The 26,018-nt window shown below is 62.8% G+C and carries 24 protein-coding genes; 15 read left to right on the top strand and 9 right to left on the bottom strand.

Annotated elements, in window-relative coordinates; all coding sequences use genetic code 11:
• The first annotated feature begins 65 nt into the window (after positions 1-65).
• Positions 66-698: an alpha-ketoglutarate-dependent dioxygenase AlkB gene (locus QM609_RS15660; RefSeq protein WP_029256052.1), complete on the top strand. Its 633-nt coding sequence runs from the start codon at positions 66-68 to the stop codon at positions 696-698.
• Here QM609_RS15660 and QM609_RS15655 read toward each other — a convergent pair.
• Together QM609_RS15655 and QM609_RS15650 are read right to left on the bottom strand one after the other, a co-directional pair.
• Entirely contained in the window at positions 691-2,229 is a 1,539-nt protein-coding gene (locus tag QM609_RS15655; protein WP_050654741.1) for an AMP-binding protein, read from the bottom strand. The two genes, QM609_RS15660 and QM609_RS15655, sit on opposite strands and share 8 nt — an antisense overlap.
• Entirely contained in the window at positions 2,226-3,053 is an 828-nt protein-coding gene (locus QM609_RS15650) for a crotonase/enoyl-CoA hydratase family protein (protein WP_050654742.1), read from the bottom strand. Before QM609_RS15650 ends, QM609_RS15655 begins: the two co-directional genes overlap by 4 nt.
• A gap of 105 nt (positions 3,054-3,158) precedes the next feature.
• On the opposite strand from QM609_RS15650, the gene QM609_RS15645 reads away from it, so the two are divergent.
• Positions 3,159-3,932 carry a hypothetical protein gene (locus QM609_RS15645; RefSeq protein ID WP_050654743.1) on the top strand — a complete coding sequence of 258 codons (774 nt, stop codon included), beginning with the start codon at positions 3,159-3,161 and terminating at the stop codon, positions 3,930-3,932.
• Positions 3,933-3,954: 22 nt separating this feature from the next.
• Here the strand turns inward: QM609_RS15645 and QM609_RS15640 are convergent, their stop codons facing one another.
• Complete coding sequence (locus QM609_RS15640; protein ID WP_050654835.1) at positions 3,955-4,647, bottom strand: SDR family NAD(P)-dependent oxidoreductase; 693 nt, start codon at positions 4,645-4,647, stop codon at positions 3,955-3,957.
• A gap of 134 nt (positions 4,648-4,781) precedes the next feature.
• Here QM609_RS15640 and QM609_RS15635 point away from each other — a divergent pair, with 134 nt between their 5' ends.
• The 8 genes from QM609_RS15635 to QM609_RS15600 all read left to right on the top strand — a co-directional run bounded on the left by QM609_RS15635 (position 4,782) and on the right by QM609_RS15600 (position 14,602).
• On the top strand, positions 4,782-5,699 hold the full coding sequence (locus QM609_RS15635; RefSeq protein ID WP_050654836.1) for a LysR family transcriptional regulator: 918 nt from the start codon (positions 4,782-4,784) through the stop codon (positions 5,697-5,699).
• 139 nt (positions 5,700-5,838) lie between these two features.
• A complete protein-coding gene (locus QM609_RS15630; protein ID WP_047270985.1) occupies positions 5,839-7,215 on the top strand; it encodes an MFS transporter in 1,377 nt (458 codons plus the stop codon).
• A gap of 63 nt (positions 7,216-7,278) precedes the next feature.
• Positions 7,279-8,160, top strand: coding sequence for a shikimate dehydrogenase (locus tag QM609_RS15625; RefSeq protein ID WP_050654837.1), 882 nt, complete (start codon positions 7,279-7,281; stop codon positions 8,158-8,160).
• Positions 8,161-8,210: 50 nt separating this feature from the next.
• Positions 8,211-10,163 carry an oxidoreductase gene (locus QM609_RS15620; protein ID WP_050654838.1) on the top strand — a complete coding sequence of 651 codons (1,953 nt, stop codon included), beginning with the start codon at positions 8,211-8,213 and terminating at the stop codon, positions 10,161-10,163.
• Entirely contained in the window at positions 10,160-10,984 is an 825-nt protein-coding gene (locus QM609_RS15615) for an aldo/keto reductase (protein WP_050654744.1), read from the top strand. The genes QM609_RS15620 and QM609_RS15615 overlap by 4 nt, the downstream gene beginning before the upstream one ends.
• Positions 10,984-12,078 (top strand): Gfo/Idh/MocA family protein, encoded by a 1,095-nt coding sequence (locus QM609_RS15610; RefSeq protein ID WP_050654745.1) that lies wholly within the window; start codon positions 10,984-10,986, stop codon positions 12,076-12,078. The genes QM609_RS15615 and QM609_RS15610 overlap by 1 nt, the downstream gene beginning before the upstream one ends.
• Positions 12,075-13,802, top strand: a complete 1,728-nt coding sequence (locus tag QM609_RS15605) for an FAD-dependent oxidoreductase (protein WP_007733576.1) — start codon at positions 12,075-12,077, stop codon at positions 13,800-13,802. Before QM609_RS15610 ends, QM609_RS15605 begins: the two co-directional genes overlap by 4 nt.
• On the top strand, positions 13,799-14,602 hold the full coding sequence (locus tag QM609_RS15600; RefSeq protein WP_050654746.1) for a sugar phosphate isomerase/epimerase family protein: 804 nt from the start codon (positions 13,799-13,801) through the stop codon (positions 14,600-14,602). The genes QM609_RS15605 and QM609_RS15600 overlap by 4 nt, the downstream gene beginning before the upstream one ends.
• 54 nt (positions 14,603-14,656) lie before the next feature.
• Here the strand turns inward: QM609_RS15600 and QM609_RS15595 are convergent, their stop codons facing one another.
• Entirely contained in the window at positions 14,657-15,745 is a 1,089-nt protein-coding gene (locus QM609_RS15595) for a 3-deoxy-7-phosphoheptulonate synthase (RefSeq protein WP_030535319.1), read from the bottom strand.
• Between the two features lie 373 nt (positions 15,746-16,118).
• Between QM609_RS15595 and QM609_RS15590 the strand changes: the two genes are divergently transcribed.
• The 3 genes from QM609_RS15590 to QM609_RS15580 all read left to right on the top strand — a co-directional run bounded on the left by QM609_RS15590 (position 16,119) and on the right by QM609_RS15580 (position 18,122).
• Positions 16,119-17,168 carry an ABC transporter substrate-binding protein gene (locus QM609_RS15590; protein WP_050654839.1) on the top strand — a complete coding sequence of 350 codons (1,050 nt, stop codon included), beginning with the start codon at positions 16,119-16,121 and terminating at the stop codon, positions 17,166-17,168.
• Positions 17,169-17,334: 166 nt separating this feature from the next.
• Positions 17,335-17,625 (top strand): CD225/dispanin family protein, encoded by a 291-nt coding sequence (locus QM609_RS15585; RefSeq protein WP_003940575.1) that lies wholly within the window; start codon positions 17,335-17,337, stop codon positions 17,623-17,625.
• 50 nt (positions 17,626-17,675) lie between these two features.
• Complete coding sequence (locus QM609_RS15580) at positions 17,676-18,122, top strand: DUF2752 domain-containing protein (RefSeq protein WP_047270995.1); 447 nt, start codon at positions 17,676-17,678, stop codon at positions 18,120-18,122.
• 11 nt (positions 18,123-18,133) lie between these two features.
• Here the strand turns inward: QM609_RS15580 and QM609_RS15575 are convergent, their stop codons facing one another.
• From QM609_RS15575 to QM609_RS15565, 3 genes are read right to left on the bottom strand one after another with little or no spacing between them, the layout of a single operon-like run.
• Positions 18,134-19,234, bottom strand: coding sequence for a DNA alkylation repair protein (locus QM609_RS15575; protein WP_050654747.1), 1,101 nt, complete (start codon positions 19,232-19,234; stop codon positions 18,134-18,136).
• The gene (locus QM609_RS15570) at positions 19,234-19,551 is read right to left on the bottom strand and encodes a nuclear transport factor 2 family protein (protein ID WP_007733586.1); all 318 of its coding nucleotides are present in this window, start codon (positions 19,549-19,551) and stop codon (positions 19,234-19,236) included. The genes QM609_RS15575 and QM609_RS15570 overlap by 1 nt, the downstream gene beginning before the upstream one ends.
• Complete coding sequence (locus QM609_RS15565) at positions 19,548-21,218, bottom strand: PucR family transcriptional regulator (RefSeq protein WP_047270998.1); 1,671 nt, start codon at positions 21,216-21,218, stop codon at positions 19,548-19,550. The genes QM609_RS15570 and QM609_RS15565 overlap by 4 nt, the downstream gene beginning before the upstream one ends.
• A gap of 195 nt (positions 21,219-21,413) precedes the next feature.
• Here QM609_RS15565 and pruA point away from each other — a divergent pair, with 195 nt between their 5' ends.
• Together pruA and QM609_RS15555 are read left to right on the top strand one after the other, a co-directional pair.
• Positions 21,414-23,075 (top strand): L-glutamate gamma-semialdehyde dehydrogenase, encoded by a 1,662-nt coding sequence (pruA, locus tag QM609_RS15560; RefSeq protein WP_047271001.1) that lies wholly within the window; start codon positions 21,414-21,416, stop codon positions 23,073-23,075.
• Positions 23,075-24,040, top strand: a complete 966-nt coding sequence (locus tag QM609_RS15555; protein ID WP_047271002.1) for a proline dehydrogenase family protein — start codon at positions 23,075-23,077, stop codon at positions 24,038-24,040. The genes pruA and QM609_RS15555 overlap by 1 nt, the downstream gene beginning before the upstream one ends.
• Here QM609_RS15555 and QM609_RS15550 read toward each other — a convergent pair.
• A complete protein-coding gene (locus QM609_RS15550; RefSeq protein ID WP_050654749.1) occupies positions 24,037-25,335 on the bottom strand; it encodes an NtaA/DmoA family FMN-dependent monooxygenase in 1,299 nt (432 codons plus the stop codon). The genes QM609_RS15555 and QM609_RS15550 overlap by 4 nt on opposite strands.
• A 113-nt stretch (positions 25,336-25,448) precedes the next feature.
• A complete protein-coding gene (locus QM609_RS15545) occupies positions 25,449-25,994 on the bottom strand; it encodes a CGNR zinc finger domain-containing protein (RefSeq protein ID WP_003939872.1) in 546 nt (181 codons plus the stop codon).
• Positions 25,995-26,018: the final 24 nt, after the last annotated feature.

Here is a 26,018-nt window from a genome sequence, read left to right as displayed (position 1 = left end):
GCCGTCCAGCACTGCAATCAAATTTCATGGGAACATATGTTCGATTTCGGTGTACGGTGGAGTCTATGACCGCCACGATGCAACCGTCTCTGTTCGACAACGGTGACCTCGGCGTTTCTTTGGCCGATCTCGACGGCACGGTGCAGCGACGTATTCTCACCGCCGGCGCATGGGTCGACCATCGCCCGGCCTGGCTCACCGGATCGGAGGCCGTGTTCGACAATCTGGAAGCCACGGTGCCGTGGCGTTCCGAACGGCGTCAGATGTACGACCGCGTTGTCGACGTCCCTCGTCTGGTGTGTTTCTACGCAGAGAATCAACCACTGCCGGACGCACTTCTCACCGAAGCCAAAGACGCGCTGAGCAGTCACTACTTCGACGAACTCGGTGAACCATTCGCCACGTCGGGTCTGTGTTTCTATCGCGACGGTTCCGACAGCGTTGCCTGGCACGGGGACGATACGGGACGAAGTCGCACCGAGGACACGATGGTGGCCATCCTGTCTCTCGGTGCGGCTCGCCCGCTCCTATTGCGCCCTCGTGGGGGCGGCGAATCCATCCGCTTCAATCTCGGACACGGAGATCTACTCGTCATGGGCGGATCCTGCCAACGCACGTGGGAACACTGTGTCCCGAAGAGTGCGCGGGCCCTCGGGCCGAGAATCAGCGTTCAATTCCGCACTCGCGGAGTTAGATAGCGTCGCGAAGTTCGTCTCGCAGCGCCTTCCGATTGAGCTTGCCGACGGCCGTCTTCGGTATGGATTCTGCAAAAACAACCCGACGCGGCTTCTTGTACGACGCCAGTCGCTCGCCGACGTGCGCGACCAATGATGCTTGCAGTACGTCGTTTTCGACGGTCCCGTCCTCGAGTACCACCACAGCCGTGACCGCCTCCACCCACTTGGCGTCGGCGGTACCCACCACGGCGACCTCACGGACAGACGGATGCGTCAGGAGTGCATCCTCGACTTCACGGGGGTAGACGTTGTATCCGCCGCTGATGATCATGTCCGAAGCTCGGTCCTTCAAGAACAAGAATCCTTCGGCGTCGAACTGACCGATGTCACGGGTGTGAACCCAGCCGTCTTCGGTGAAGGTGTCCGCATTCAGTTCCGGTGCATTGAAGTATCCGGCGATCGCCGATGGCGAGCGGATCACGATTTCACCCGGTTCTCCCTGGGGCACTTCGTTTCCCTCGCCGTCGAGCAGCCTGATCTCGACGTCGATGGCCGGCTGACCACAGGACAGCAGGCGATCTTCCGTGTGATCTTCGGGCCGTAAGACTGCAATACACAGCGGTGCCTCGGTCTGCCCGTAGTACTGGAGAAAACGGTGTTGCCCCCACGCCTGCATCGCCCGTTCGATGGTGGCCAGCGGCATCGGCGACGCACCGTAGATCACGGATTTCAGACTCGAGATGTCTGCGCTCGCAAAATCAGGGCGTTCGAGGAGCATCTGAATCATCGTCGGCACCAGATTGATTGCCGTAGCCCGATGCTCGGTTATCGAGTCCAAGAAGGTCGACGGGTCGAAACCGGGGAGGATGACGGTCTTACCGCCACGGAGCCAGAATGGAAGCACGAAGACACCGCTGGCGTGAATCAGTGATGCTGCGTGCAACATCGTGTCGTCCTGAGTCGCCGGAAGCAGATTGAGCAGAACATTGCGGCAGATTCCGGCGTAGCTGCGCTGAGTGTGCTGCGCGGCCTTCAGCGTTCCCGTGGTCCCGGAAGTGAACAGCGTCAGGATCACGTCGTCGGGATCTACCTCGACGTCCGGAGTGGCCGAAGACATGCCCTGTGCTCGATCCAACAGCGAAAGCTGCCCCTCCGCACCTGTTTCCAGCCCGACGAACATCCGATCCGGGAACCTGGCGGACAGTTCAGCAGCTCGGCCGGCAAGGTCAGTACCGAAAACGACGTGCGAGGTGTCGGTGTCCTCGAGCATTCTCGCGTGCTCGTCGAGCGAGAGACGCGAGTTGAGCGGAACCCTGTTGATGCCGGCTTTGACACACGCAAAATCGACAGGCACGCTGGCAAGAGAGTTGTTGACCAGCAACGCAACCCGTGCGCCACGCCCGATACCGAGCGCGATGAATGTATGCGCCAATCGGCTGCTGAGTTCGTCCACTTCCGTGAACGTCATCGATCGATCGCCGAAGACGACGGCTGTTCGCGGTCCGTGCTGTCGCGCACCACGGGCGATCAGATCTCGGGTTACGGGCATCATGGTTCAGTTTCCTCGTTCGAATTCGGGTTGTTCTCGAATCGGCCGTGCCGGCCGGCGCCCGCGGCGAACGCAGCAGCGCCGCGCACACCTTCGGCGATGACAATGGGATTTCCTGCGACACCCTCGGCGCGCAGTGCTTCGGCAAGTGGTAGATCAAAAGATCGGTAGGCCGATGCGCGATCCGCGAGCATGCAGAGTTGTGGGAAAGCGGTCAACTGGTGCGCAAGCTCCTTGGCTACCTGGAGTGACTGCCCCACTGGAACAACACGATTGGCCAGTCCGAAGGCCAACGCCTCCGAAGCGTCGACCGGGCGACCGGTCAAGATCATGTCGAGCGCTCGCCCCTGCCCGACGATTCGCGGCAGTCGCACGGTCCCGCCGTCGATGAGAGGAACTCCCCAGCGCCGGCAGAAGACTCCGAACACGGAATCCTCCTCGCAGATCCTCAGGTCCGCGAGCAATGAAAGCTCGAGCCCTCCGGCCACTGCGTATCCACTGACGGCGGCGATCAACGGTTTGGACAACACCAACCGACTCGGCCCCATCGGGCCGGTGCCGCCGCCTTCCGGATGCAACTCGTGCACGCGCGCGGGGTCGGAGACTGCGGTCAAATCCGCACCGGCACAAAATGTGCCGCCCGCACCCCACAGAATTGCCACCTTCTGACTCTCGTCCGACTCGAATTCCAGGAAGGCATCACGCAACTGCGCCGCCATCGGCCCGTCCACCGCATTCTTGCGATCAGGGCGATTCATCACGATGACAGTGACGCCACCGTCACGCTCCACATAGACATCGCCACCTGGTCGATCGGAGTCGGTCACGATATTTCCTCACTGCTCGCGGATAAGGTTTCCCGGTACCAACCATGCCACTTGTAACAGAATTTGTCAGGAGTTGTTCAAAAGTTGTTACAAACTGATCGAGGAATGTCCGCAACCCGAGTTGTGCTGGACCTCGCAACAGCGAGCCCGGACACCGAGTTCAGCACCGCTGTGCTGACCCGGGCCGGCGAGATCGTCGGCGTCAGCGCATCGAGCATTCGCGTGGCAACGGGCCGCCTGTGCCGAGAGAACAAACTGCGTCGTACCGCTCGTGGAACGTACGTCCTCAACCCGGACGGCATCCCCACCTACAGCGAGGTCGAGGGGTGGCGAACTCGTACCGATCGCATACGCCCCTGGGACGGCACCTGGATCGCCGTCGAGCACTCGGGGCTCAAACGAAGCGACCGCACTGCCGCCCGCCGGCACGATCAAGCGCTGCGACTGGCGGGTTACGAGGAGTGGAAGCCCACACTCGCAGTCCGTCCGAACAATCTCCTCGGCGGCACGGACAGCGCCCGCCGCACTCTCCGCCGACTCGGCGCCGCCCCCGAATCGGCCGTCATGGAAATCGCTCACCTTGCCCCCGAGGATGATTCGACAATCCGCACACTCTGGAACTCGGAAGCACTGTTGGCCGACATCGCCGAGGCCCGTGAAGCACTCACACAGGCGCAAACACGCCTGGCGACAATCAGTCGCGAGGAGGCGGCCCGCGAATCACTTGCTCTGGGCAGCGCGGTGATCGCGGTCATCGTGCGCAATCCGCTCCTTCCGGAAGAACTCGAACCGACACAGCCACTGCGCGAACTGATCTCGCACATGCTCGAGTACCAGGACGCATCTCGCGAACTGTGGCAGTCACTGCTCGAGTTCTGATCGATTTCTCCCAGAAGGTAATTCAGTATGTTGCGCGGCCGCCGCTGGCGTCGTACACGGCGCCGGTCGAGTAACTCACCGCCGACGACGACAGCCAGGAGATCAGTTCGGCGATTTCGTCCGCCTTCCCCATCCGTGCCATCGGCGTCAAAGACTGCGAACGGGCGAGGATGGCCGGATCGGTGCCGGCATTCATAGGACTTTCCACCGCCGCCGGAGCTATCGCGTTGACCAGCACACCGGTGGTGGCGACCTCTTTGCCGAGTGATTTCGTCAGCGCGACGACGGCCGCTTTGGACGCGGAATATGCACTCTGATTCGGGTTTCCGTCCTTGGCCGCAATACTTGCGAGGTTGACGACCCTCCCCCACCCCGACGCAACCATCCCCGGCACGAACGCCCGGCACATCAGGAATGTCCCTTCGACGTTGATGCGGAACGTACGCTGCCAAGCCGCGAGGTCGACGTCGACGAGTGGCGCTGATGGTCCTACGATTCCCGCACTGTTGATCAAGATGTCGACTCTGCGGAGCCTGGTTCGAAGCGCATCGACTGCTGTCGGATCACTCACGTCGAGTTGTTCGTCCGCGCCTTCGGCAAGATCTGCCGTTACCACCCGAACTCCCCTCTCCGTCAACAGCTTTGCACTGGCGGCGCCGATTCCGCTCGCACCGCCGGTAACGAGCGCTGTGACACCCTCTGGGTAACCCTGCATCGCATTCACTCCTGAGTTTCTGTGCGCTACGCACTCAATTTATGTTGCAAACAGGCATAATTGCCGTCACACTGTGTAGAAATTCTGAATATATGGCGTTTGTTGTCAACGTCAAATACCTGGAGGCCTTGCCGATGGAAACCCGCTGGTTGCACGCGTTTGTCGCGGTTGCGGAAGAACTTCACTTCGGGCGGGCCGCATCACGGCTCCAGATGGCCCAGTCGCCGCTCAGCCAGATGATCCGAAAGCTCGAAAAGGACATCGGCGTCAAGTTGTTCGAACGAAGCACTCGCAGCGTCGCACTCACATCCGGCGGACATGCCTTTCTCCCCCACGCCTATCGCGTCATCGAGAACATGGAGACGGCACGACACGCTACGCGCGCGTCGTCGGGAGGCGTCTACGGACGAGTCACGATCGGGTTCACCGGAGTGCTCAACTATCAAGCACTTCCGCCACTGACACGCGCGTTGCGTCAGCGTTATCCGGAAGTCGAACTGACACTCCTCGGCCGGATCATGACGCGCGACGCGGTCATCCAACTCGAGAGCGGCGCCCTCGATCTCGCCTTCGTCGGACTACCCGTGGAATCCGCATCACTGTCTACCCGACTCATCCGACGGGAGGCATTCGGCGCTGTGCTTCCGATCGACCATCCCCTCGCAGAGAGAGACGCGATCGACCTCCGCGAATTGGCCGACGACGGATTCGTGACCACCCCGCTCTCGGCCGGCTCGGCCCTCCAGGAAACCGCGATGCGCGCCTGCATGAACGCAGACTTCAGGCCTCGCGTCGTCCAGGAGATCACCGATCCGTACATGATCCTGATGCTCGTTGCCGCCGGCGTTGGTGTAGCGCTGATGACGTCCGGCATGGCTGCTATCACCCCACCTGGCAGTGTGTTCGTCCCACTCACCGGCGAGCCGACGTTCATGAATCACGGAATTGCCTGGTCACCGCGGCACATGTCCGATGCGCTCGCCGTCGCATTGGAGACATCCGAGGAAATTCTGCCGACGCCGGAGATTGAGACCAAAAACGTCATTATCTGAGACTCATTTAGTGTTGGACGCGCCATAGTCCTTCGTGGCACTGTCGTCTCAGCCGCCGAAAGGTGAGAGACGTCACCGATGCGTGGTGCATCTCCAAACGTGCCGCCACGGCCGGCCCATCGGGACGAAAGGACTTCACATGGCACCTCCGATCACCTCCACCGGATCCACGAACTCGACCGAGGAACATCCGAATGCGAACGCGCGCCGCGCCGCCGTTTCGGGCTTCCTCGGCAGCACCCTCGAGTACTACGACTTCTTCATCTACGGCTCCGCGGCCGCGCTGGTGTTCCCCAAGATCTTCTTCCCCGGCGGCGGATCAACGGCAACCCTGCTCTCGATCAGCACCTTAGGTGTCGCCTACGTCGCCCGCCCGCTCGGCGCGGTGCTTTGGGGACACCTCGGCGATCGGTACGGACGCAAGAACGCGCTTCTCGCCTGCCTGCTCCTCATGGGTGTTGCGACGGTCATCGTCGGTTGCCTGCCGACCTACGACCAGATCGGCATCGCCGCGCCGATCATTCTCGTCTTGCTTCGCCTTCTTCAAGGGCTCTCTGCGGGCGGTGAATCACCCGGCTCTTCGGCACTGACGCTCGAACACGCACCTGATCACCGTCGTTCGTTCTTCACCTCGTTCACCATGAGCGGGATCATGTTCGGCATCGTCGTCTCCAGCCTGGTATTCATCCCAGTGGCGAGCCTGCCCGACGAAGACCTCTACTCGTGGGGTTGGCGAGTTCCCTTCTGGCTCAGCATCATCGTGACCGTCGTCGCGCTGTGGCTACGTCGCGCCCTGGATGAGCCGGAGGTATTCGAGGAACTCAAGGAACAGGACGAGACGGCCGGAATTCCCGTCGTCGAGATGTTCCGCTCGCACTGGCGCACCGTGATCCGTATCAGCATGAGCTCGACCTTCGCGATGATCAACACCATCGTCAACGTCTTCGCCCTGGCGTACGCCGTCGAATCCGGCTTCGAGCGCTCCACGATGCTGTGGGCAATCGCGACCGCCAATTTTGTTGCCGTACTGACTCAGCCGCTGTTCGGCATCCTCTCGGATCGCTACGGACGCAAGCCCATCTTCGTCGTCGGCGCGATCGGAGCCGGCCTGATGATCTTCGTCTTCTTCCATTCGATCGGAACCCAAAGCGTCCCCATGGTCTTCGCTTCGGGAATCGTCATGATCGGAATCTTCTACGCGATGCCCAACGGCACGTACCCGGCGTACTTCCCGGAGCAGTTCCCCGCGAAGGTCCGATACACCGGAATGGCCGTCAGCCTCATGCTCGGACTCCTTGTTGCCGGCTTCACACCGGCTATCGCTCAGGCGATTTCAGCCGGAGACAAGAGCAACTGGACACCGGTTGCCTGGATGTGCCTGGGCTTCGCCGTCGTCTCCGCCATCGCGGCAATGACCGGACCGGAAACGTACCGCACGCCCACAGCAGAACTGGGCCAACCGAAGCCGAGCCTGCCGATCAAGCAGGACTCGGAGCTCACCAGCAACAACGCTTGACCGGACCGGCCCCTCGCGCTGAATTGCCGCGAGGGGCCGTCCCCACTTATGCAGGAGAATGTCATGACCACCGAATACACACGTCACCGTATCGGCCTTGTCGGGTCGGGTATCGCCACCTCACTCTCGCCCGCGTTGCACGCACACGAAGCAGCAGCACTGGGACTCGACGATTACAGCTACGAACTGGTAGACCTCGAGAACCTGAACATCTCGGTCGAGAAAACCGGTGAGGTGGTGCGTGGCGCCGTCGCGGGCGATTTCACCGGACTGAACATCACCCACCCGTGCAAGCAGGTTGTCGTGGACGCGCTCGACGAGCTGTCCGGCAACGCGCGGTTGCTCGGTGCCGTCAACACGGTGGTCGTCCACAACGGCCGTTTGATCGGCCACAACACAGACCACAGCGGATTCCTCACAGCACTGCAGCGCGGTTTGCCCGACGCCGCCTTGGACCGAGTGGTGCTTGCCGGGGCAGGAGGGGCGGGTTCCGCTGTGGCATACGCACTCGCCGCCGCCGGCACCACGGATCTTCGCATCGCAGATATTGATCCCGCTCGCGCTGCCGATGTGTGTTCTCGCGTCGCCTCGGCCTTCCCTGGCACGCGCACAACGGCTTTGGCGATCGATGAGATCGCCGTCAACCTGACGACGTGCGACGGCGTCGTCAACGCATCTCCGATCGGGATGGTCGGCCATCCCGGAACTCCGTTCGACCCCGCGGCGCTCCACGCGGGCTTGTGGGTCGCGGACATCGTCTATCGGCCGATGCGCACCGAATTGCTCGACGCTGCAATTACTCTCGGATGTCGAGTCCTCGACGGTGGCCAGATGCTGGTGGCTCAAGCCTCTGACACCTTCACACTCCTGACGGGTGTCGAAGCCGATACGGATCGCATGCGCAGCCATCTGAGCGAGCTGCTCTCCGAGACGGCACGCGCATGAGCATGAGCACAACCGAACACCTACTTTCTCGCGAAGTACCAGGAGCACTGATGAACGTGACTGCGCCGTTCGCCGAACCCCTCGACATGGGCAGCGTCCGCCTCCGGAACCGGTTCGTGTCCGCCCCGATGGAACGCAACTACTGCGAAGTCGACGGCACCATGACGGACGAGTACATCGCGTACCTCGCCCGCCGCGCCGAAGGTGGTGCTGCACTGATCTTCACCGAAGCGAGCTACGTGCGTGCCGACGGCAAGGGACGCATCCGGCAGATGGGCGTCGACGTCGACGAACGGATTCCCGGCATCAAGAAGATGGCCGACGCGATCCACGCTCACGGCGCCCTCGTCGGAGTCGAACTCAACCACGGTGGACGTACGGCGCAAGGTTCTGTCAGCGGGTTTGTTCCCGTTGCCCCGACACCGATTCCGTGTTTGGTTGTCGGCGGCGAGATGCCAGAACAACTCGACGGCGACGACATCGAGCACATCATCGAATGTTTCGGTGAAGCCGCGGCACGCTGCCAGCAGGCCGGCGTCGACGTCATCTCCCTGCACGGTGGCCACGGGTATCTGATCCACCAGTTCCTCTCCCCTGCTTACAATCACCGCGACGACGAGTGGGCCGACCCCACCTTGTTCGTCAACAAGGTCATCGCCTCCGTCCACGAGCACGCACCGGGAATCACTCTGGGACTCCGATTCTCAGCCTTCGAAGGCATCGACGGCGGACTCGACGCCGAGATGACTCGCGCTCGCATCGGCGCCATCGACACCGACCGACTCGATTTCCTCGACGTCTCGGCCGGCAACTACGAAGCGGGACAGTGGATCATCCAGCCCGGTGAATGGTCGCGCGGTCTCCTCGCGCCGTACTCCGAGCAGTACCAGCGCGACTTCGACATCCCGGTGGGAGTGGCCGGACGCATCACGTCGCCGGAGATCGCTGCGCGGATCATCGAATCCGGGCAGGCGAACTTCGTCAGCATGGCTCGTACGCTGCACGCAGATCCGGACTTCCCGAATCGCGCCATCGACGGTGGCCGGTACCGCCCTTGCATTGCCTGCAACTACTGCATCGACAGCCTGGCCGCCGGCCCCATTCCCTGCTCCGTCAACCCGTGGGTCGGCCGCGAACTGGATCAGCCTACAAAGCCGGCTGATGCCACCGTGCGGGTCGCCGTCATCGGTGCCGGGCCGTCGGGAATGGCCGCTGCCCGCGACCTCGCACTTGCCGGTCACCGCGTCGACCTGTACGACGAGCGACCCAGCCTCGGTGGCGACTTCGCTCTGGCATCGAAGCTGCACGAGTATCCCGAATATGGACGGATCGTGGACTGGTACGCCGCGGAACTGGCTGAACTCGGGGTCCACTGCCACACCTCGACCCGGGCAGATGCTGCTTTGCTCTCCGGTGTCGATTTCGACGCCATAGTTCTTGCCGCCGGCGGCGTCGGCCCCGTGGTCGATCTCCCCGGAGCAGCAACCCGTACCGTTCGCGACGTCCGCGAATTCCTCGTCTCCGGCGATCCAGCTCCTGCCGCTGTCACCATCTTCGGCGCCGACCGTGAGGCTGCGGCCGTCGCCGACGATCTCCTTCAGAAGGGCACCCAGGTCGTGATGATCGGCCCGCAGGAAACCATCGCGCACGACGTCGGACGCCGCGGAAAGATCGTGCTGCTGCCGCGCCTGGCCGCAAGTGAGAACCTCACGACCTACCTCAGCTCGATCGTCACCACAGTCGCCGCTGACCGCGTCACGATTTCGACGGCCGGTGTGCTGAGCGAGGTCGATGCTCCGGGCGAACTGCTGATCTCGCAAGGCGTCGAGCCGCGTTCGGAACTTCTTGCCGAACTCCGTTCACTGGCACCACGACTCGGAGTACATACCGTCGGCGACGCGAGCGGTGACGGCGGGTCCATCCATGCCGCACTCGTGACCGCAGCCGACGTTGCCGTCGCGATCACCGCCGCCGCTGCGGCACGTCAGGAGGTTCACGCATGACCACACAGGCAGCCACACCCGTGGCAACTGCATTGCCGCCCATTGGACTCGGAACCTGGCCCCTGGTCGGTGCCGACGCCACGAACTCGGTTCTCTCCGGCATCGAGGCCGGGTACCGCCTCATCGACACCGCCGCGATCTACGGCAACGAGGGCGCCGTCGGTGTGGCGCTGGCGGAATCAGGTGTGCCGCGAGAAAAACTGTTCGTCACCACCAAACTTCGTGGCAACGACCAGGTTTCCGGCGACATTCGGGGCGCCCTCGAGCAGAGTCTGGAACTACTGGGACTCGACCAGCTGGATCTGTTCCTGATCCACTGGCCACTCCCGCGAATCGATCGCTATGTCGCGTCGTTCGAGTCGATGCTGGCCTGCCGCGACGCCGGACTGGTTCGGTACGTGGGTGTGTCGAACTTCCTGGAGCTCCACCTGCGCCGCGTCGTCGCCGAAACCGGCGAGGCACCGGCAGTCAACCAGATTCAGATGGACCCGTCGCTCGCTCGGATCCCGGTTCGCCGCGCAAACGACGAACTTGGCATCTTCACTCAGACGTGGAGTCCGCTCGGCCGGGGTGACGTGCTCGACAACGCCGTTGTGAGCGAGATCGCCGGTCGAATCGGTTGCACACCAGCTCAAGTGGTCCTCGCTTGGCACGTCGCGCAGGGTGTGGTTCCGGTCGCGCGATCAGCGAACCCGACGCGTCAGGCCGAGAACCTGGCAGCACTCGACGTCACCCTCACCAGCGAGGACATCGAAGCACTGAACAGTCTCGACCGCGGCGAGTCTGCCGCGCGGGACGTCGAAGCAGAGGAACATTTCTGATGACGTTGAAAGTCGGAATCGTCGGCTGCGGCAAGATCGCCGGCAACCATGCCCGCGCGCTGCAACAAGTCCCCGGTGTCGAGGTGATCGGCTGCTGCGATCCCGATCTCGGACGCGCCCAGGAGTTCGCGGCAGCGCACGGCATTCCCGCAGCCGTGAGTTCAGTGGAGAAACTTCTCGCCCTCGGACTCGACGCCTGCACCGTTTGCACGCCGCACCCGGTACATGAAGAGGTAGTCGTGGCCGCTACCGAAGCGGGTGTACATGTTTTGTGCGAGAAGCCCATCGCAGTCGATGTTGCTGCCGCCGACCGCATGATCGAGGCCGCCGACCGCGCCGGTATCACGTTCGGGGTGCTCTTCCAACGCCGATTCTGGCCGGCAGCACGTCGGATCCGCGACGCCATCGACGACGGGCGGATCGGACTACCCATGCTCGGTGAGGCGTCGGTGATCCTGCATCGCCCATCGAGTTACTACTCGGCCGACGCCTGGCGCGGACGCTGGGACACCGACGGCGGTGGCGTGCTCATGACACAGGCCGTGCACCAGATCGACATGCTGGCCTGGTTCATGGGCGAGGCCGTCTCGGTCAGCGGCTTCATCCGCACCCACACCCACGGTGAGCACATCGAGACCGAAGACAGAGCGTCAGCTGTGATCTCCTTTGCCTCGGGCGGCACCGCCACCGTCACCGCGACTACCGGTGCCAATCACAATCTGGGTAACCGCGTGACGGTGATCGGGCGCACCGGCGCCATTGCCAGCGTCCTCGAATTTCCTGAAGGGCACGAGGGTGTCAACGAAATCTGGACCGTGCCGGGCGAAGTCGAGTTCCAGTCGCCGTACTCCGCCGACATCGACGCCAATCTCGATGTGGGAGCGGTCAATGCGGCACTGACCGACTTCCACACCCTGCAGGTTCAGGACTTCGCCGACGCGGTCCTGACCGGGCGCGAACCCGCCGTCACCGGTCGAGACGCCCGCGCGTCACTTGCCATCATCGCCGCAATCTACGAATCGTCACGAACGGGCAAGGTTGTCGAGCTGACATCGACACCGACCCTCGCAACAACTGCCAAGGAGCAGAAATGAGTAGCAGTACCCCCCTCACCTACGACGTGGTTGTCGTGGGCTCCGGCGCAGGCGGGCTTTCCACAGCAATTGCCGCAGCACATGGCGGCGCGTCGGTACTCGTTGTCGAGAAGGCCGACACCTGCGGCGGCGCAACGGCCTGGTCGGGCGGGTGGATGTGGACCCCACGCAACATGTTTGCCATCGCCGACGGGGTTGTCGAGGATCGTTCGGCGCCGCGGACGTATCTGGAAAACCGACTCGGCGACAACTTCGACGCCGCCAAGGTCGATGCACTCCTCGACGGCGCCCCGGAGATGGTCGAGTTCTTCGAACGCACGACTGCTCTGAAGTTCGTGCCCGGAGCCAAGATCGCCGATATTCACGGTGACACACCGGGCGCCGGCACGGGTCACCGTTCCGTCGGACCGAAACCGGTGAGTCTGCGAAAGCTCGGACCAGATGTCGCGGCGCTACTGCGTCGGCAGCTGTACGAAACGTCGTTCCTCGGTATGGGCATCATGGCCGGGCCCGACCTGCAGGCTTTCCTGCACTCGACCCGCTCACCAAAAGCCTTTGTGCACTGTGGTGTTCGGGTGACTAAGCACATGTTCGATCTCGCCACCAAGCGTCGTGGCCAGCAACTCGTCAACGGCACCGCGCTTGTCGGCATGATGCTGCGCTCGGCACTCGATCTGGGCGTCGAGTTTCGGGTGAAGACGTCCGCGACCGCGTTGCAGACCGATGACGACGGCCGCGTTGTCGGCGTCCGCCTCGAAGGTCCGGATGGCGCGTACTCGGTAACTGCCACGCGCGGCGTCGTACTAGCCACCGGCGGCTTCGCCCAGGACATCGACCGCCGACGTGAACTGTTCCCCCGTACCCCCACCGGAAACGAGCACTGGTCACTCACTCCGAAGACAACCACCGGCGACGGCATCACCCTCGGCGAATCCGTGGGCGGCCGACTCGACCGCACCCTCGCCTCCCCCGTCGCGTACTGCCCCGTCTCCATCGTTCGCTACCGCAACGGCAAGGAAGGTGTGTTCCCGCACATCCTCGATCGCGGAAAGCCCGGTGTCATCGGAGTTCTCGCGAACGGCAAGCGGTTTGTCAACGAAGCACTCGGCTATCACGACTACACACTCGCGATGGTCGAGCAGGTTCCCGAGGGCGAAGAGGTGTGCTCGTGGTTGATTGCCGATCAACAGTATGTGCGATACCTCCCGCTGGGCATGGCGAAGCCCTTGCCGATCCCGATCCAGCCGTACCTGCGCTCGGGGTACCTCACGCGTGGGCGCACTCTTCGGGACTTGGCCGAGAAGATCGGCGTCGACCCCGTGCAGTTGGAGAAAACCGTCGCAGCTTTCAATATCGGGGCCGTGGCCGGTGAAGACCCCGAGTTCGGTCGCGGTACAACACCGTTCAACCGAGGTTCCGGAGATGCTTCCAATCCGTGGCCGAACCCGTCGCTCGCGCCCTTGCAGAAGGGCCCGTACTACGCGGTGAAAGTCGTGCCAGGGAGTTTCGGCACCTTCGCCGGACTGGTCACGGACTCGTCGTCGCATGTGCTCGACGACAACGACCGCCCCATCGAGGGGTTGCTCGCCGTCGGCGTCGATCAGGCGAGCGTGATGGGCGGGCACTACCCGTCCGGGGGCATCAACCTCGGACCGGCCATGACATTCGGTTACCTGGCCGGCCGGGAACTGGCCGGAGCCGAGACAGTTGGAGCGCACGCATGACACTCTCACTCGGACTGGCAGCCCTCACAGTGCTCGACACCGCACCGATGCAGCACGTCGACTTAGCTGAAAAGCACGGCTTCGACACCATCGGTATCCGTCTGATGCCCGCGGCACCAGGTACGACGGCCTACCCTCTGCACGAGGACAAGCAGTCGTTGGACGAACTGGTGCGTCGACTGGGCGATTCACCGGTCGAGGTATTCGACCTCGAAATCATCCGTCTTGCAGCCGACTTCGACCCCACCGACTACGCTCCGCTGCTCGAAGCCGGAGCACAGCTCGGAGCCAAAGCCGTTCTGGTGGGCGGCGACGACCGCGACCGCGCTCGGCTCACGGACTCCTATGCCCGCCTCGCTGAACTGTGCGCGAACTACGGCATCGTCGCCTCGCTCGAATTCATGCCGTGGACTGCGGTGCCCGATGCGCGTGCGGCCATCGAGATCGTCTCGGCGGCAGACGGTCCGGCTCGCAGTGTCCTCGTCGACGCATTGCACACCGACCGCTCGGCGACAACGCTCGAGGATCTTGCGTCCATCCCGCGCGAGTGGTTGCACTACGCCCAGATGTGCGACGGTTCGACCCCCGCTCCCACTGGGGACGCAGAGCTGATCCGTCAGGCCCGCGAGGAGCGTCTGGTGCCCGGCACCGGCGGCATAGCCCTGGCCGACATCTGGTCGACTTTGCCTGCCGGACTGCCGGTCAGCATCGAACTGCCCAACGAGCCACTGCGCCGCGCCGTCGGCACCGACGCCTGGCTGGAGCGCCTGGTCGAGGCCACGCGAGAAGTGTTGGCCTAGCGGCCCTGTGCGCCTTTTTGGTAGTTGGCGCTACCAGAAAGGCGCACGGGGGCGTCAGCCCCTCCGAGCCGCAACGGCCTGCGCCAGACGATCCAACTGCGCTGCGGTGGTGGACCAGTCGATGCACGCGTCGGTGATCGACTGGCCGTAGGTGAGCTCGTCCGCCTTGCCCAAGGTCAGGTCCTGACGGCCGGCCTCGATGAAACTCTCCAACATGACGCCGGCGATTCCCTGCTCGCCCTCGGTCAGACGTCGGGCAATGTCGTCGAGCACGATGACCTGACGCTCATGGTCCTTGCTGCTGTTACCGTGGCTCGCGTCGATGACCACGCGCTCGGGCAGGTTCGACTTACGCAGGCGGGCAAGGGTGTCCGCGACTGTCTCGGCATCGTAGTTCGGTCCGTCGCTACCGCCACGAAGAATGACATGGCAGTCGGGGTTGCCCGCGGTACGGATCAAGGCAGCCTGGCCGTCGAGGTCCGTTCCGGGGAACACGTGGCTCGCTGCCGCGGCGCGGGTGCCGTCGACGGCTACCTGCACATCACCTTCGGTGGAGTTCTTGATACCGACGGGCATGGACAGCGCGCTGCACAGCTGACGGTGAACCTGACTGGCGGCGGTCCGGGCGCCGATCGCACCGTAGCTGACCAGGTCGGCAATGTACTGAGGCATGATCGGATCAAGGAACTCGCAGCCGACAGGCAGGCCCAGGCTCGACACGTCGAGAAGCAACTTGCGGCCGATACCGAGCCCGGTGTTGATGTCGAACGTGCCGTCGAGGTGGGGATCGTTGAGCAGGCCCTTCCACCCGAGTGTGGTGCGCGGCTTTTCGAAGTAGACGCGCATGACGATGTGCAGATCGTCCCGCAGTTCGTCGGCCTTGGCGGCCAACCGGCGGGCGTAGTCCATCGCCGCTTCCGGATCGTGCACAGAGCACGGACCGACTACGACGATCAAACGATCGTCGTCACCGTTGAGGATGTTGATGGTGTCGGCCCGACCGGTGCGCACAGTGGCGGCGGCGACCTCGTCCGGAGCGTGCTGAGCACGAACAGTCGCCGGTGACACGAGCGGACTGATACTCACAGTGCGCTGATCGTCGAGGCTGTCCGAAGCTGTGGTGGTGTCGATGGTGACAGTCATGGGGTTTTCGGTTTCCTGTTCTCAGGCCGACCCCAGAGATGAAGAGAAACTCCAGCGAGCCGGTCTGTAGTCCGGCTCTTGGGTGGAGGTTGTCAGCGCGTGGTTACGCCGGCAGGCCCACCCGGGGCCGGCCTGCTAAACCAGAAATAGACGCGCTGCATGTCGGCCACGATACCTCGAGTTCGGATCAGATGGGCGCGCCCCTCCACGACGAGCCGAATCCGAGGGGAGCGTCCCGTGGCACGAATCCGTGACGAATGGCCAAATCCGCTGAGCGATTGGCGCTTTCGAGCAAGGCTCCGGCTACGGAATTCGAATACGTTGGTCAGGCACCTGCCAATGCCCGGAACATCAGATGGAGCTGCGCCTTCTCATGCCTGTGATCGAATCGACCGAAACCTTCCACCCGACGGTGTCCCCTTTTGCGACCGATACCCCCTTGCAGTCGACAAGAGATGTGGACGGCGAGTTCACCCGTCTGATCGATTCCTTGACACGACGCGGATTCCTGGCCGGTGCGGCGGCGCTCGGTACACTAGGCGCACTCTCTGCATGTTCGGGCGAATCCAGCGGCACCGAAGCCTCCGACGAGTGGGTCGACATCGTCGTCGCGGACCAGGCCTACCGCCTCCCGCGGGACCCCAAGCGCGTCGTGGTGCTCGAAGCTCGAGGCGCCCTCGATTTTGCACTACTTGCCGAGTACCCGATCGTCGCGACCAATTGGGATCCTAAGTCTCAACTCATGCGCCAGGTACCCGCCGGCGCGGCTCGCCTCGGTGGGACGAACAACGAACCGAATGCCGAATCGATACTGAGCCACGACCCCGATCTTTTGGTCGTCGGGAAAGGCTGGTGGAATTACTACCAGGACAAGGGCCTGCTCGGCACTGACATCGCACCGGTGCTCGTCGTCGACGAGGGCACGACGAGCTCGTCGTGGAAGCAGGCCATGACCGCGCAGCTCACGGCTCTCGATCGCCGCGAAGTCGCCGAACGCGTCATCGCCCGATACAACGCCGAACTTGCGCAAGCGCGGGCCAAGATCGGTGGTCTCCTCGAAGGCAAGTCGATTGCGATCGCCGGCGCAGACAGCGGTCAGATCTGGCTGCAGAACAACACGTTCGCCGTCTCGGTTGCGCAGGACCTCGGCTTGAACGTCTTGACCGACGCTGCCCATGCCGCACCTGATCGGAAGGATTCGACTTTCTACAGCCTCGAGGAGCTTGCGATCTTCGACCAGGCCGACTTCGTCTTGCTACAGAACCCCGACGCTGTGGAAGCCGAGTCGCCCACGTGGAAACGAGTCCGCGCTGTCCAGGACGGCCATGTCGGGCATCTGCGATACGACCTCAACAACGGCCTCGCTCTGACTGCGATGGCCCTGGCCGCTGACATCGCCGAGCAGGTACAGGTCATGCGCTGACGTCTTCGGGATCGCCTTCCGAATCAGAAATCAACCGGATTCTCTGTCATACGAACAGTCGATACTGACTCACTCGGAAACGGATTATGTTGTCACCTGCCCGTGCTCTTCGCACGTCAGAGGGTGTTTCTCCGAACGCCCTGTTTCTCCGAACGCTAGGTGACCAATGACGCAGAACCCGTACTACGGCCAGCAACAACCGGTCGGCCCTCCGCCGGACAACAATCTGGTCTGGGCGATTCTCGTGACAGTGTTCTGCTGCCTCCCGCTCGGCATCGTCTCGATCGTCAAATCAAGCCAGGTCAACACTTTGTGGGCGCAAGGTCAGTTCGACGCTGCGCGAAAATCAGCTGACGATGCCAAGAAGTTCGCCTTGTGGTCAGTCGGCGCAGGTGTTGCCGTCGCTGTTCTGTACTTCCTTTTTGTCGTCGTCCTTGCCGGATCGAGTTCCCTGTGACCGCCGACGCCGACCGGCGACACTGATCGACGGCCAAACACCGAACTGCAATGACACCGAATTGTGGTGACACCGAGAACGATGACATATCACGACTCGCCGCACTGAAGGCGCCAGCGGCAGTTGCGTTCACGGCAATTGCGCTGTGCGCCTTCATCTCCTGGAGTGACCCCACCACACCTGGTGGGGTCATTCCCGTTTGTCCGACCAAAGCGCTGTTCAACGTCAATTGTCCCGGTTGCGGTAGCACTCGGATGGTGTACAGCCTCATCCACGGCGATTTCGGTGCAGCGATGCGTTTCAATGCCTTTGGCCTCGTGATGCTGCTTGCACTGGCGTTCACGTACGTCTCGTGGACGACCGCCCGCACCCGTGGAAGACCCGTCATGCTCTGGCATCAGTTGCGCTGGTCACCGGCTGTGATCTTGACACTCGTGTTGATCTGGACGACGGTCCGCATAGCCCCGATCCCGATATTTGCCGGTCTCCGCGTCTAGGCCGGATCTCCTCACACGTCCAAACGGAATACACCTCGCACCTGGCGTACGCCGTTGATCTGCACCTCGACGGCATGTTCGCCGGCGTAGTACTTCCGGATGCTGATCGGTTTGAAGGAATGCCTCTTCGCGATACGGGCCGGCACCCCGGGTTCCAGCGTTCGTGTTGTCAGTTTGAAGACCTTGGGCGTCGTGGTCCCGTTGGCCTTCACGTGGTGGACGATGTAATCGATCACGACGGTGACGGACTCGCTGCCGTTGTTCGTGACGGCGAAGTCGAAGGTGAGTTCTCCACCCGCATGAACTGTTTCGCGGTCGATGACGAACCCCTCGAGCACGACGTCGGTGGGCGGCGAGAACCCCAAGAGGGACAGAGCATCTGGATCGCCGGCCTTGATCAACGTCCGCAATGCATGTTTGACGATTTTCAGTGTGTTGGAATCCGGTGTCTGCAGCCAACGCTTCGCAGTCGATACTGCGAGCGCAGCGTCAGCACGACTGAGATCGTTGAGATGGTTTGCGACCGAACGTCGTACATATTCCGAATCATCCCGATACAGCTCGTCGAGAATGACGATTGTCGACTCGGGACGCGCCGTCAATTCTTTCACTCGTCTTCCCCAGGGCAAACGAGTACGAGTGCCTTCGGTCGCCAAGCGCCGGACGTGTTCGTCTTCATGGCCGGTCCAGGTGAGTGCGATCGCCAGCGAACGGTCAAGGTTCGTTTCGAGAAATGAGCGAATTGCGAATTCGGCCGTCAGACGCGACGTCAACTCGGCAAGCAGAGCCATTCCCTCGTCGAAATCCGACTCGGAGCCACTTCGTGTCGCCGTGACGGCGACGGCTTCGGTCACCGGCCAGATCATCCAACCGGTGAAGGTCTCTTCTGAAAGCGCACGGCGGATGATCTCGGCGAAGGCCGGAAGATCCTGAGGCAGTTCGGCAGTCATCGCGTCCCGCACAACGCGCGTACGTTCGCCGAGACTCATACCGTCGAATTCGGATGTACTACCCCGAACGAGGGCGAGGCGTGTGTGACCGGAGGCTCGCTCTAGACAGCCTGCCAGATCGGCGACGACGGATTTCCCGAGCAGTTCGTCAGCGGTGGGCATCAGGGGCACACCGTGAGAGCGGAAATCCGATCACCGTCGAGAGTGAAATGGTGATGTAACTGGACGGGGCTTCCGGGAAAATCACCCTCGACCTTCACCGACACGACAACGGCCGAGCCTGGGGTGTTGACCGACTCGATCTTCTGGGTGAAGGTGAACGCCGTCGACACGGCCGACTTCCACGCCACGATTTCTTCGATCCCGACATACGTCCGGCCGTCGTCACGAACCACTGCGTCTTCGGTGAAAACGCCGCGGACGTCGCCGCCGTCGAAATACGCGCGCGCTGCGCCTGGCACCTTCGCTGAGTCGATCATTCGCGAAGAGTACTGCTGGGGTCCGACAGGTTCGGCGAACTCACTGCCCGAGCAGACGCCGCCAACTGAATCTCCATCAACAGCCTGGCCGACGGCTCGGAGAGGTCGGTATCCGTGATCTCCTCGACCCTCTTGATCCGATACCTGAGGGTGTTCGGGTGAATCCGAAGCTGCTCGGATGCACGTCGGACATCGCCCGAATGTGCGAGGTAAACGGAGATGCTTTCGCGCATGTTCGACCCGTTGCGTCTGTCGTAGACGTCCAGGGCGTCGACTCTCGGATCGTGCAGTTGCTCGTCGGCCGCAATGGTGTCCATGATTTCGCCCAGCAGCACCGGTGTGCGCGAGTCCGCGAGGGTGGTCACACGAACATCCCCCGACGTTCCGTCCAAGACCCGATCCACTTCGGCCCGAGCCTGGGCCACCTCCGCAAGCGTCGAAACCGGCGACGAGACCGCGGCCCGTAGCCCCGAAGGCGACACCTTGTCCAAACGCGCGACAACTTCGCGGGTCCACGAGACTGTGGATTTCACGGATTGGGTTCGCGGAAACAGCACATAGATCCGGGTGCCGACGGCACTCACCAGCGATTCACGCTGAAAGGCGCTGGCGTGCAGTCGCAAAGACGACACGAGTTCGCCCGAAGACGGCAGCCCACCGTTTCCGATACTCGCCACTCCGACCACCATCGCCGGTCCGGACATCGGGATGGTCAACGAGGCCGCGAGCGAAGGAACGTCGACACCGCCGCCGCGAACCCCGAGCAACCGCTGAATCTGTATCGCCTCGTTACTCGGCGCGTCTCGGATGCGCGAAATCAGCCGAGCAGCAACGGCCGCGGCACCGCGGAGCACGCTGTCGGCATCGCCGGCAATGGGAACCGGGCCTTCCTGCACCCAGATCGTGCCGAGAAGATCAGAGCTGAAACCGCTCTCCCCCTTGACATTGTCGGATATTCTCCGAATCGGAACCACCAACCGTCGCCTGATCGCAAGGTCGTCGTGAGCGGGCACCTCCACTACGTCGTCGCTTCGCCGCAGGCTCTCGAAGACGCCCCACTCCTGTAGCTTTCTGAGGTATTCGCGAGGTCCTTCGCGGCCGAGGATTGATTGCCGACGTAGCTCGTCCGCAGCATCTCCCGATGCCGAATAGGCCAAGACGTGGGAATGCTCGTCCTCGATGCTGACCATCCCCCGCGTGATTGCGGCGACGTTCTGCGCCAGCTCGAACAAGTCTGTGTCACTCCCGAATACGATGTCGTCCGAATCCTGTCGGGACACCGAATGATCGAGCACGCCCCGGATGGTCGTGAACAATCGATCCCAACGAGCATCCGGATGGACCGCTATCAAGGCGATCCCGGCGCGCTGTGCCGCCGCACGCACCGACGTGTCCGAGGCCTCCTTCGACATGACGGCCCGAGGCGCTGATCCCTTCTGATCGAGGCGGTTCAGCCAGGCCGCCAATTCGGCTGCGCCGATACCGACAGCGAGCCAGAGCTCAGAGGATTCGACGGCCGCGGTTCTGGGGCGCGTGAGGTCCCCGACCTCTGCGAACACCACGGAGTCGACGAAGACGTCATCACCTGACGGCGCGAGGACGAGCTCGACAAAAGCTCCGCCCAGCGCCCGAAGGACCGCGTCGAGCCTGACCCCACGGATAGACACGTACCACCCACTCTCCGGACCGTCGCAACGCCTCAACTTCGAGAATAGTGCATTTTCCTGCGAAAACGGTTCAGCCGATCGGACAAACACGGACACCGATGTTTGGCCGCTCAGCGGATTACTCGCCGACGTCTTTCGACTTGACTGGTTCACGACACGACAACTGCCCACTCCTGAGTCTGCCGAAGGATCGTCATGGACGCCGTTACCAATGTCCCCCACCCAGCCAACGAACCGGTGAACAATTACGCGCCGGGAAGCCCGGAACGATCGCGCCTCCGTACGAAACTGACCGAACTGGCCGAATCGCCGACCGACATCAGGCAGGTCATCGGCGGCATCCACCGAACTGCGGAAGGTAAGCGACAGAACGTAGTTCAACCACACCGTCACAGCTCGGTCATCGGATCGTTTGCGGGCGCAACGCACTCGGATGTTCGTGATGCCATCGACGCCGCTACACTCGCCGCCCCGGCCTGGCGCGACCTCTCGTTCGACGACCGCGCTGCGGTCTTCCTCCGCGCCGCCGATCTACTTTCCGGCCCGTGGCGCGAAACCATCGCCGCCGCAACAATGCTCGGCCAGTCGAAGACCGCATACCAGGCCGAGATCGACGCGCCCTGCGAACTGATCGACTTCTGGCGTTTCAACGTCGCGTTCGCACGTCAGATACTCGCCGACCAACCCGTTTCCGCTCCGGGAGTGTGGAATCGCGTCGAATATCGTCCACTCGAAGGTTTCGTCTACGCGATCACTCCCTTCAATTTCACCGCCATCGCCGGAAATCTCCCCACAGCACCGGCCCTGATGGGCAACACCGTGATCTGGAAGCCGTCACCAACGCAGGCCGTCGCGGCGTACCTGACGATGCAACTACTCGAAGCTGCCGGCCTCCCGCCCGGGGTGATCAATCTTGTTCTCGGCGACGGCCCCTTGGTGTCCGAGGTCGCGCTTGCCGACCCCCGACTGGCGGGTATCCACTTCACCGGATCCACCGCAACGTTCCAGCGTTTGTGGCGTGAGGTCGGAGCCAACATCTCGAACTACCGGACGTATCCGCGTCTCGTCGGCGAAACCGGCGGCAAGGATTTTGTACTCGCACACAGTTCCGCTGACCCGGACGTACTCACGACGGCATTGATTCGCGGGGCCTTCGACTACCAGGGCCAGAAATGTTCGGCCGCATCACGGGCGTTCATCCCGAAGTCGGTGTGGGCCAAGATGGGCGACAGGTTCATCGACACTGTGTCGTCGCTGAAGTACGGAGACGTCACCGACCTGACGAACTTCGGCGGCGCCGTCATCGACCAACGTTCGTTCGACCGAAACGCCGCCGCGATCGTCCGCGCCAAGTCGACCAGCAGCCTCACCATCGCAGCAGGCGGCGACTACGACGACCGTGAAGGATTCTTCATCTCACCGACGGTCCTACTCGGTGACGACCCGAGCGACGAAGCCTTCAGCACCGAGTACTTCGGTCCCATCCTTTCGCTTCACGTCTACGACGACTCCGCACCCAATGCCTACGCCGACATCCTCGCGCGCGTCGACAGCGGATCCGCTTACGCCCTGACCGGCGCCGTGATCGCCACCGACCGTGCGGCCGTCGATCAAGCTCATCATGGCCTGCGGTTCGCCGCCGGAAACTTCTACGTCAACGACAAGCCGACGGGAGCGGTTGTCGGACAACAACCCTTCGGAGGTGCGCGGGCTTCGGGTACCAACGACAAGGCCGGTTCGCCGCAGAATCTGCTCCGTTGGGCGTCGACACGCACCGTCAAGGAAACCTTCGTTCCTCCCACCGATCATCGTTACCCCCACCAAGACGTCGATCCAGCCGAGAGCGAGAACCGTTGATGAGTGCCGTCTCGCTGAGCAACCCACTGCGCCCGGTGCTCCTCGCGGCGGCACGCTCGTCGCGACTGGAGAAGACAGTCTCCGGGATGACCTTGACCCGCAAGCTTGTAGACAGGTTCGTCGCCGGGGACGCGGAACCCGCAGCGATGTCAGCGGTGCGCGACATCCTCACCAGTGGCCGGTTCGTGACGGTCGACTACCTCGGCGAGGACACCACCGATCCGGCTCAGGCAACAGCTACCGTCGATGCCTATCTCTCCCTTCTCCGCTCGTACGCAACGCTTTCCGAGATTGCCGGGACGCAACACTCCCTGGAGGTTTCGCTCAAGCTCTCCGCGTTGGGGCAGTCGCTTCCCGGTGACGGCGAGAAGATCGCCCTGGCGAACGCTCACCGAATCGTCACAGCGGCAGACGAAGTGGGCGCGTGGGTCACCGTCGATGCGGAGGATCACACCACCACCGACTCGACACTGTCCATCGTCGAAGAGTTGCGCCGCGACTTCCCGACGCTCGGCACGGTCCTGCAGGCGTACCTACACCGCACCGAGGCCGACTGCCGGCACTTCTCCGGATCAGGTTCACGAATTCGGCTGTGCAAGGGTGCATACAAGGAACCGGCCGGCGTCGCGTTCCAAAAGGCCGCCGAAGTCGACGCGTCGTACGTGCGTTGCCTGAAGGTCTTGATGGAGGGTGACGGATACCCGATGGTGGCCTCCCACGATCCCACCATGATCGACGCCGCCCTCGGACTCGCCACACTGACCGAGCGGACAGCCGAGGATTTCGAGTTCCAGATGCTCTTCGGCATCCGCGACGGCGAACAACGCAGATTGGTAGCCGAAGGCAATCACCTGCGGGTCTACGTTCCCTACGGCAGCCAGTGGTACGGCTACTTCATGCGTCGCCTCGCGGAAAGACCGGCCAACCTCATGTTCTTCATGCGCTCACTCGCTTCCAACAACTAGACACCGGAAACCGGTGGCAGCGGTGGCAACTCGAGGTTCTCGCGAAAGGTATCGCCGACGTAGTCGGATCCCACGATTCCGCGCTTGCGCAGCTCCGGCAGCAGCCCGTTCGTGACGAAATCGCGTGTACGCGGATCGGCAAGGTCACCGAGCGTGATGACGTCGAGTACGCCCGCGTCGTATCGTTCCTCGATCGCGTCCGCGAGCTGTTCCGGGGTGCCCGCCGCTGCCCAGTGGCCGGTGTCCTTGGACGCGATGATCAACTCACGCAGAGTCTTTCCTTGTGATGCGAGCTTGCCGAAGATCTCGACCCGGCCCCGTCGTCGATTCACCGACGACGGGTCCGGCAACAACGACTCCGGGATCGGCCGATCCAGCGGCAATTCCGAGAAATCCACGCCGCCGCCGAACATGTCGGCAAGCCTGGTGCGTCCGGCGTCGAAGTCCGTCGATTCCTCGGCTTCTCTGACCAATCGTTCGACTTCGGCTTCGGTAGCGCCGTACGTTGCGTGGAACGAGCTGAAAATCAGTGGCAGTTCGTCCCCACGCCCCAACTCTGCCGCCCTGGCGCGGATCGTCTTCGTGTAGGTGACCGCGTCCTCGAAGGTTGCGAGAGAAGTGAATACGACCTCGGCGAAGCGAGCACCCAGTTCGATACCTCCGGCAGATTGGCCTGCCTGGAATTGGACCGGACGACGCTGCGGCAGGGATGGAATGTTCAACGGCCCCTGCACGGTGAAGTACTTGCCTCGGTGCTCGATGGGGACCACCCTCGACGGATCCAGCACCGCAGAGCCCTCTCCCCGGATCAAGGCGCCGGGCTTCCAGCTGTCGAAGAGCGCGTTGACCACCTCGAGCGATTCGGCCGCTCGGGCGTACCGCTCCTCCGGACTCGGCAGGTCCAGGTCGCTGTAGTTCTCTTCTCCGAGTGAGGAAGTGACGGCATTCCATGCGGCTCGACCATTGCTGACGTGGTCCAGGGTGCCGAACAACCGTGCCAGGTTGAATGGGTGATGAAACGTCGTCGTGACGGTGGCGATGAGCCCCACATGGGTGGTGACCGCACTCAGCGCGGCAAGGAAGATCAACGGCTCCTGCGCACCGATCGCGCCCTGCGCACCGAAACTCAGCAGGTCGGCGGCAAACAGTCCGTCGATCTTGTTCGCCTCGGCCGTCTTTGCGACGTCGATCGCGGACGCGACCGTCGAAGTCGTCGGATCGATCGCGGCGTCGTAGATACTCACCGCCCCGCTGACACCGGTCACCGTCTTGAGTGGACGCCTACGATCGGCCACCGACCATCCTCCTGGCTTCGCGAAATCTGTTCCGAATTCACAACGCTAGACCGATCCTGGCTCCCGACAAGGTATTCACTCAGCCTGGTTCTATCCCTCCGAACGCCGCTTGGTCACGCCCCGGATTTACGGGCACGATAGGCGGCGACGTGCGCCCTGTTCCCACAGTTCCCGGTGTCGCAGTATCGCTTCGAACGATTGCGCGACAAATCCACGAAGACCGCTTCGCAGTCCGGGGCCTCGCACCATCGCAACCTCGAGAATTCGTCGGTTCGGATCAGATCGAGCACACCCATCGCCGCTTCTGCGGCCATCCGGTCCACCAGTGGCGAATCGTCAGCGGTGACGTGCAGGTGCCAGCCGAGGTCGTCGTGCCTGGTGAGCCGCGGCCTCGCGCCCGATTCGAGTAGCAGTGTGTTCACCACCTCGACGGCGTCGTCCACTCCCGCGGCTTCCCAGAACTTTCGCAGTCGTGGACGCAGCGCACGAACCGCCGTCAATTCCTCCGGTGTGCCGTCCCGCCTGCCGGTCCAGCGATCCGCGTCGAGAAACCGTGTCAGCTCCTCTTGATCCGGAAGCAGTTCGGCCCCGCCGCGGGCCGTGTTGACCAACGACGCGGCGAAGACGAGCGCCGATTCCGTGTCACCAGCAAAATGCACTTTGACTCCTGAGCCGTATCAACC

It is taken from the genome of Rhodococcus sp. IEGM 1302 (assembly GCF_030056935.1).
In the GTDB taxonomy this organism is placed as follows: domain Bacteria; phylum Actinomycetota; class Actinomycetes; order Mycobacteriales; family Mycobacteriaceae; genus Rhodococcus_F; species Rhodococcus_F qingshengii.
This window is presented reverse-complemented; position numbering and strand designations above follow the sequence as displayed.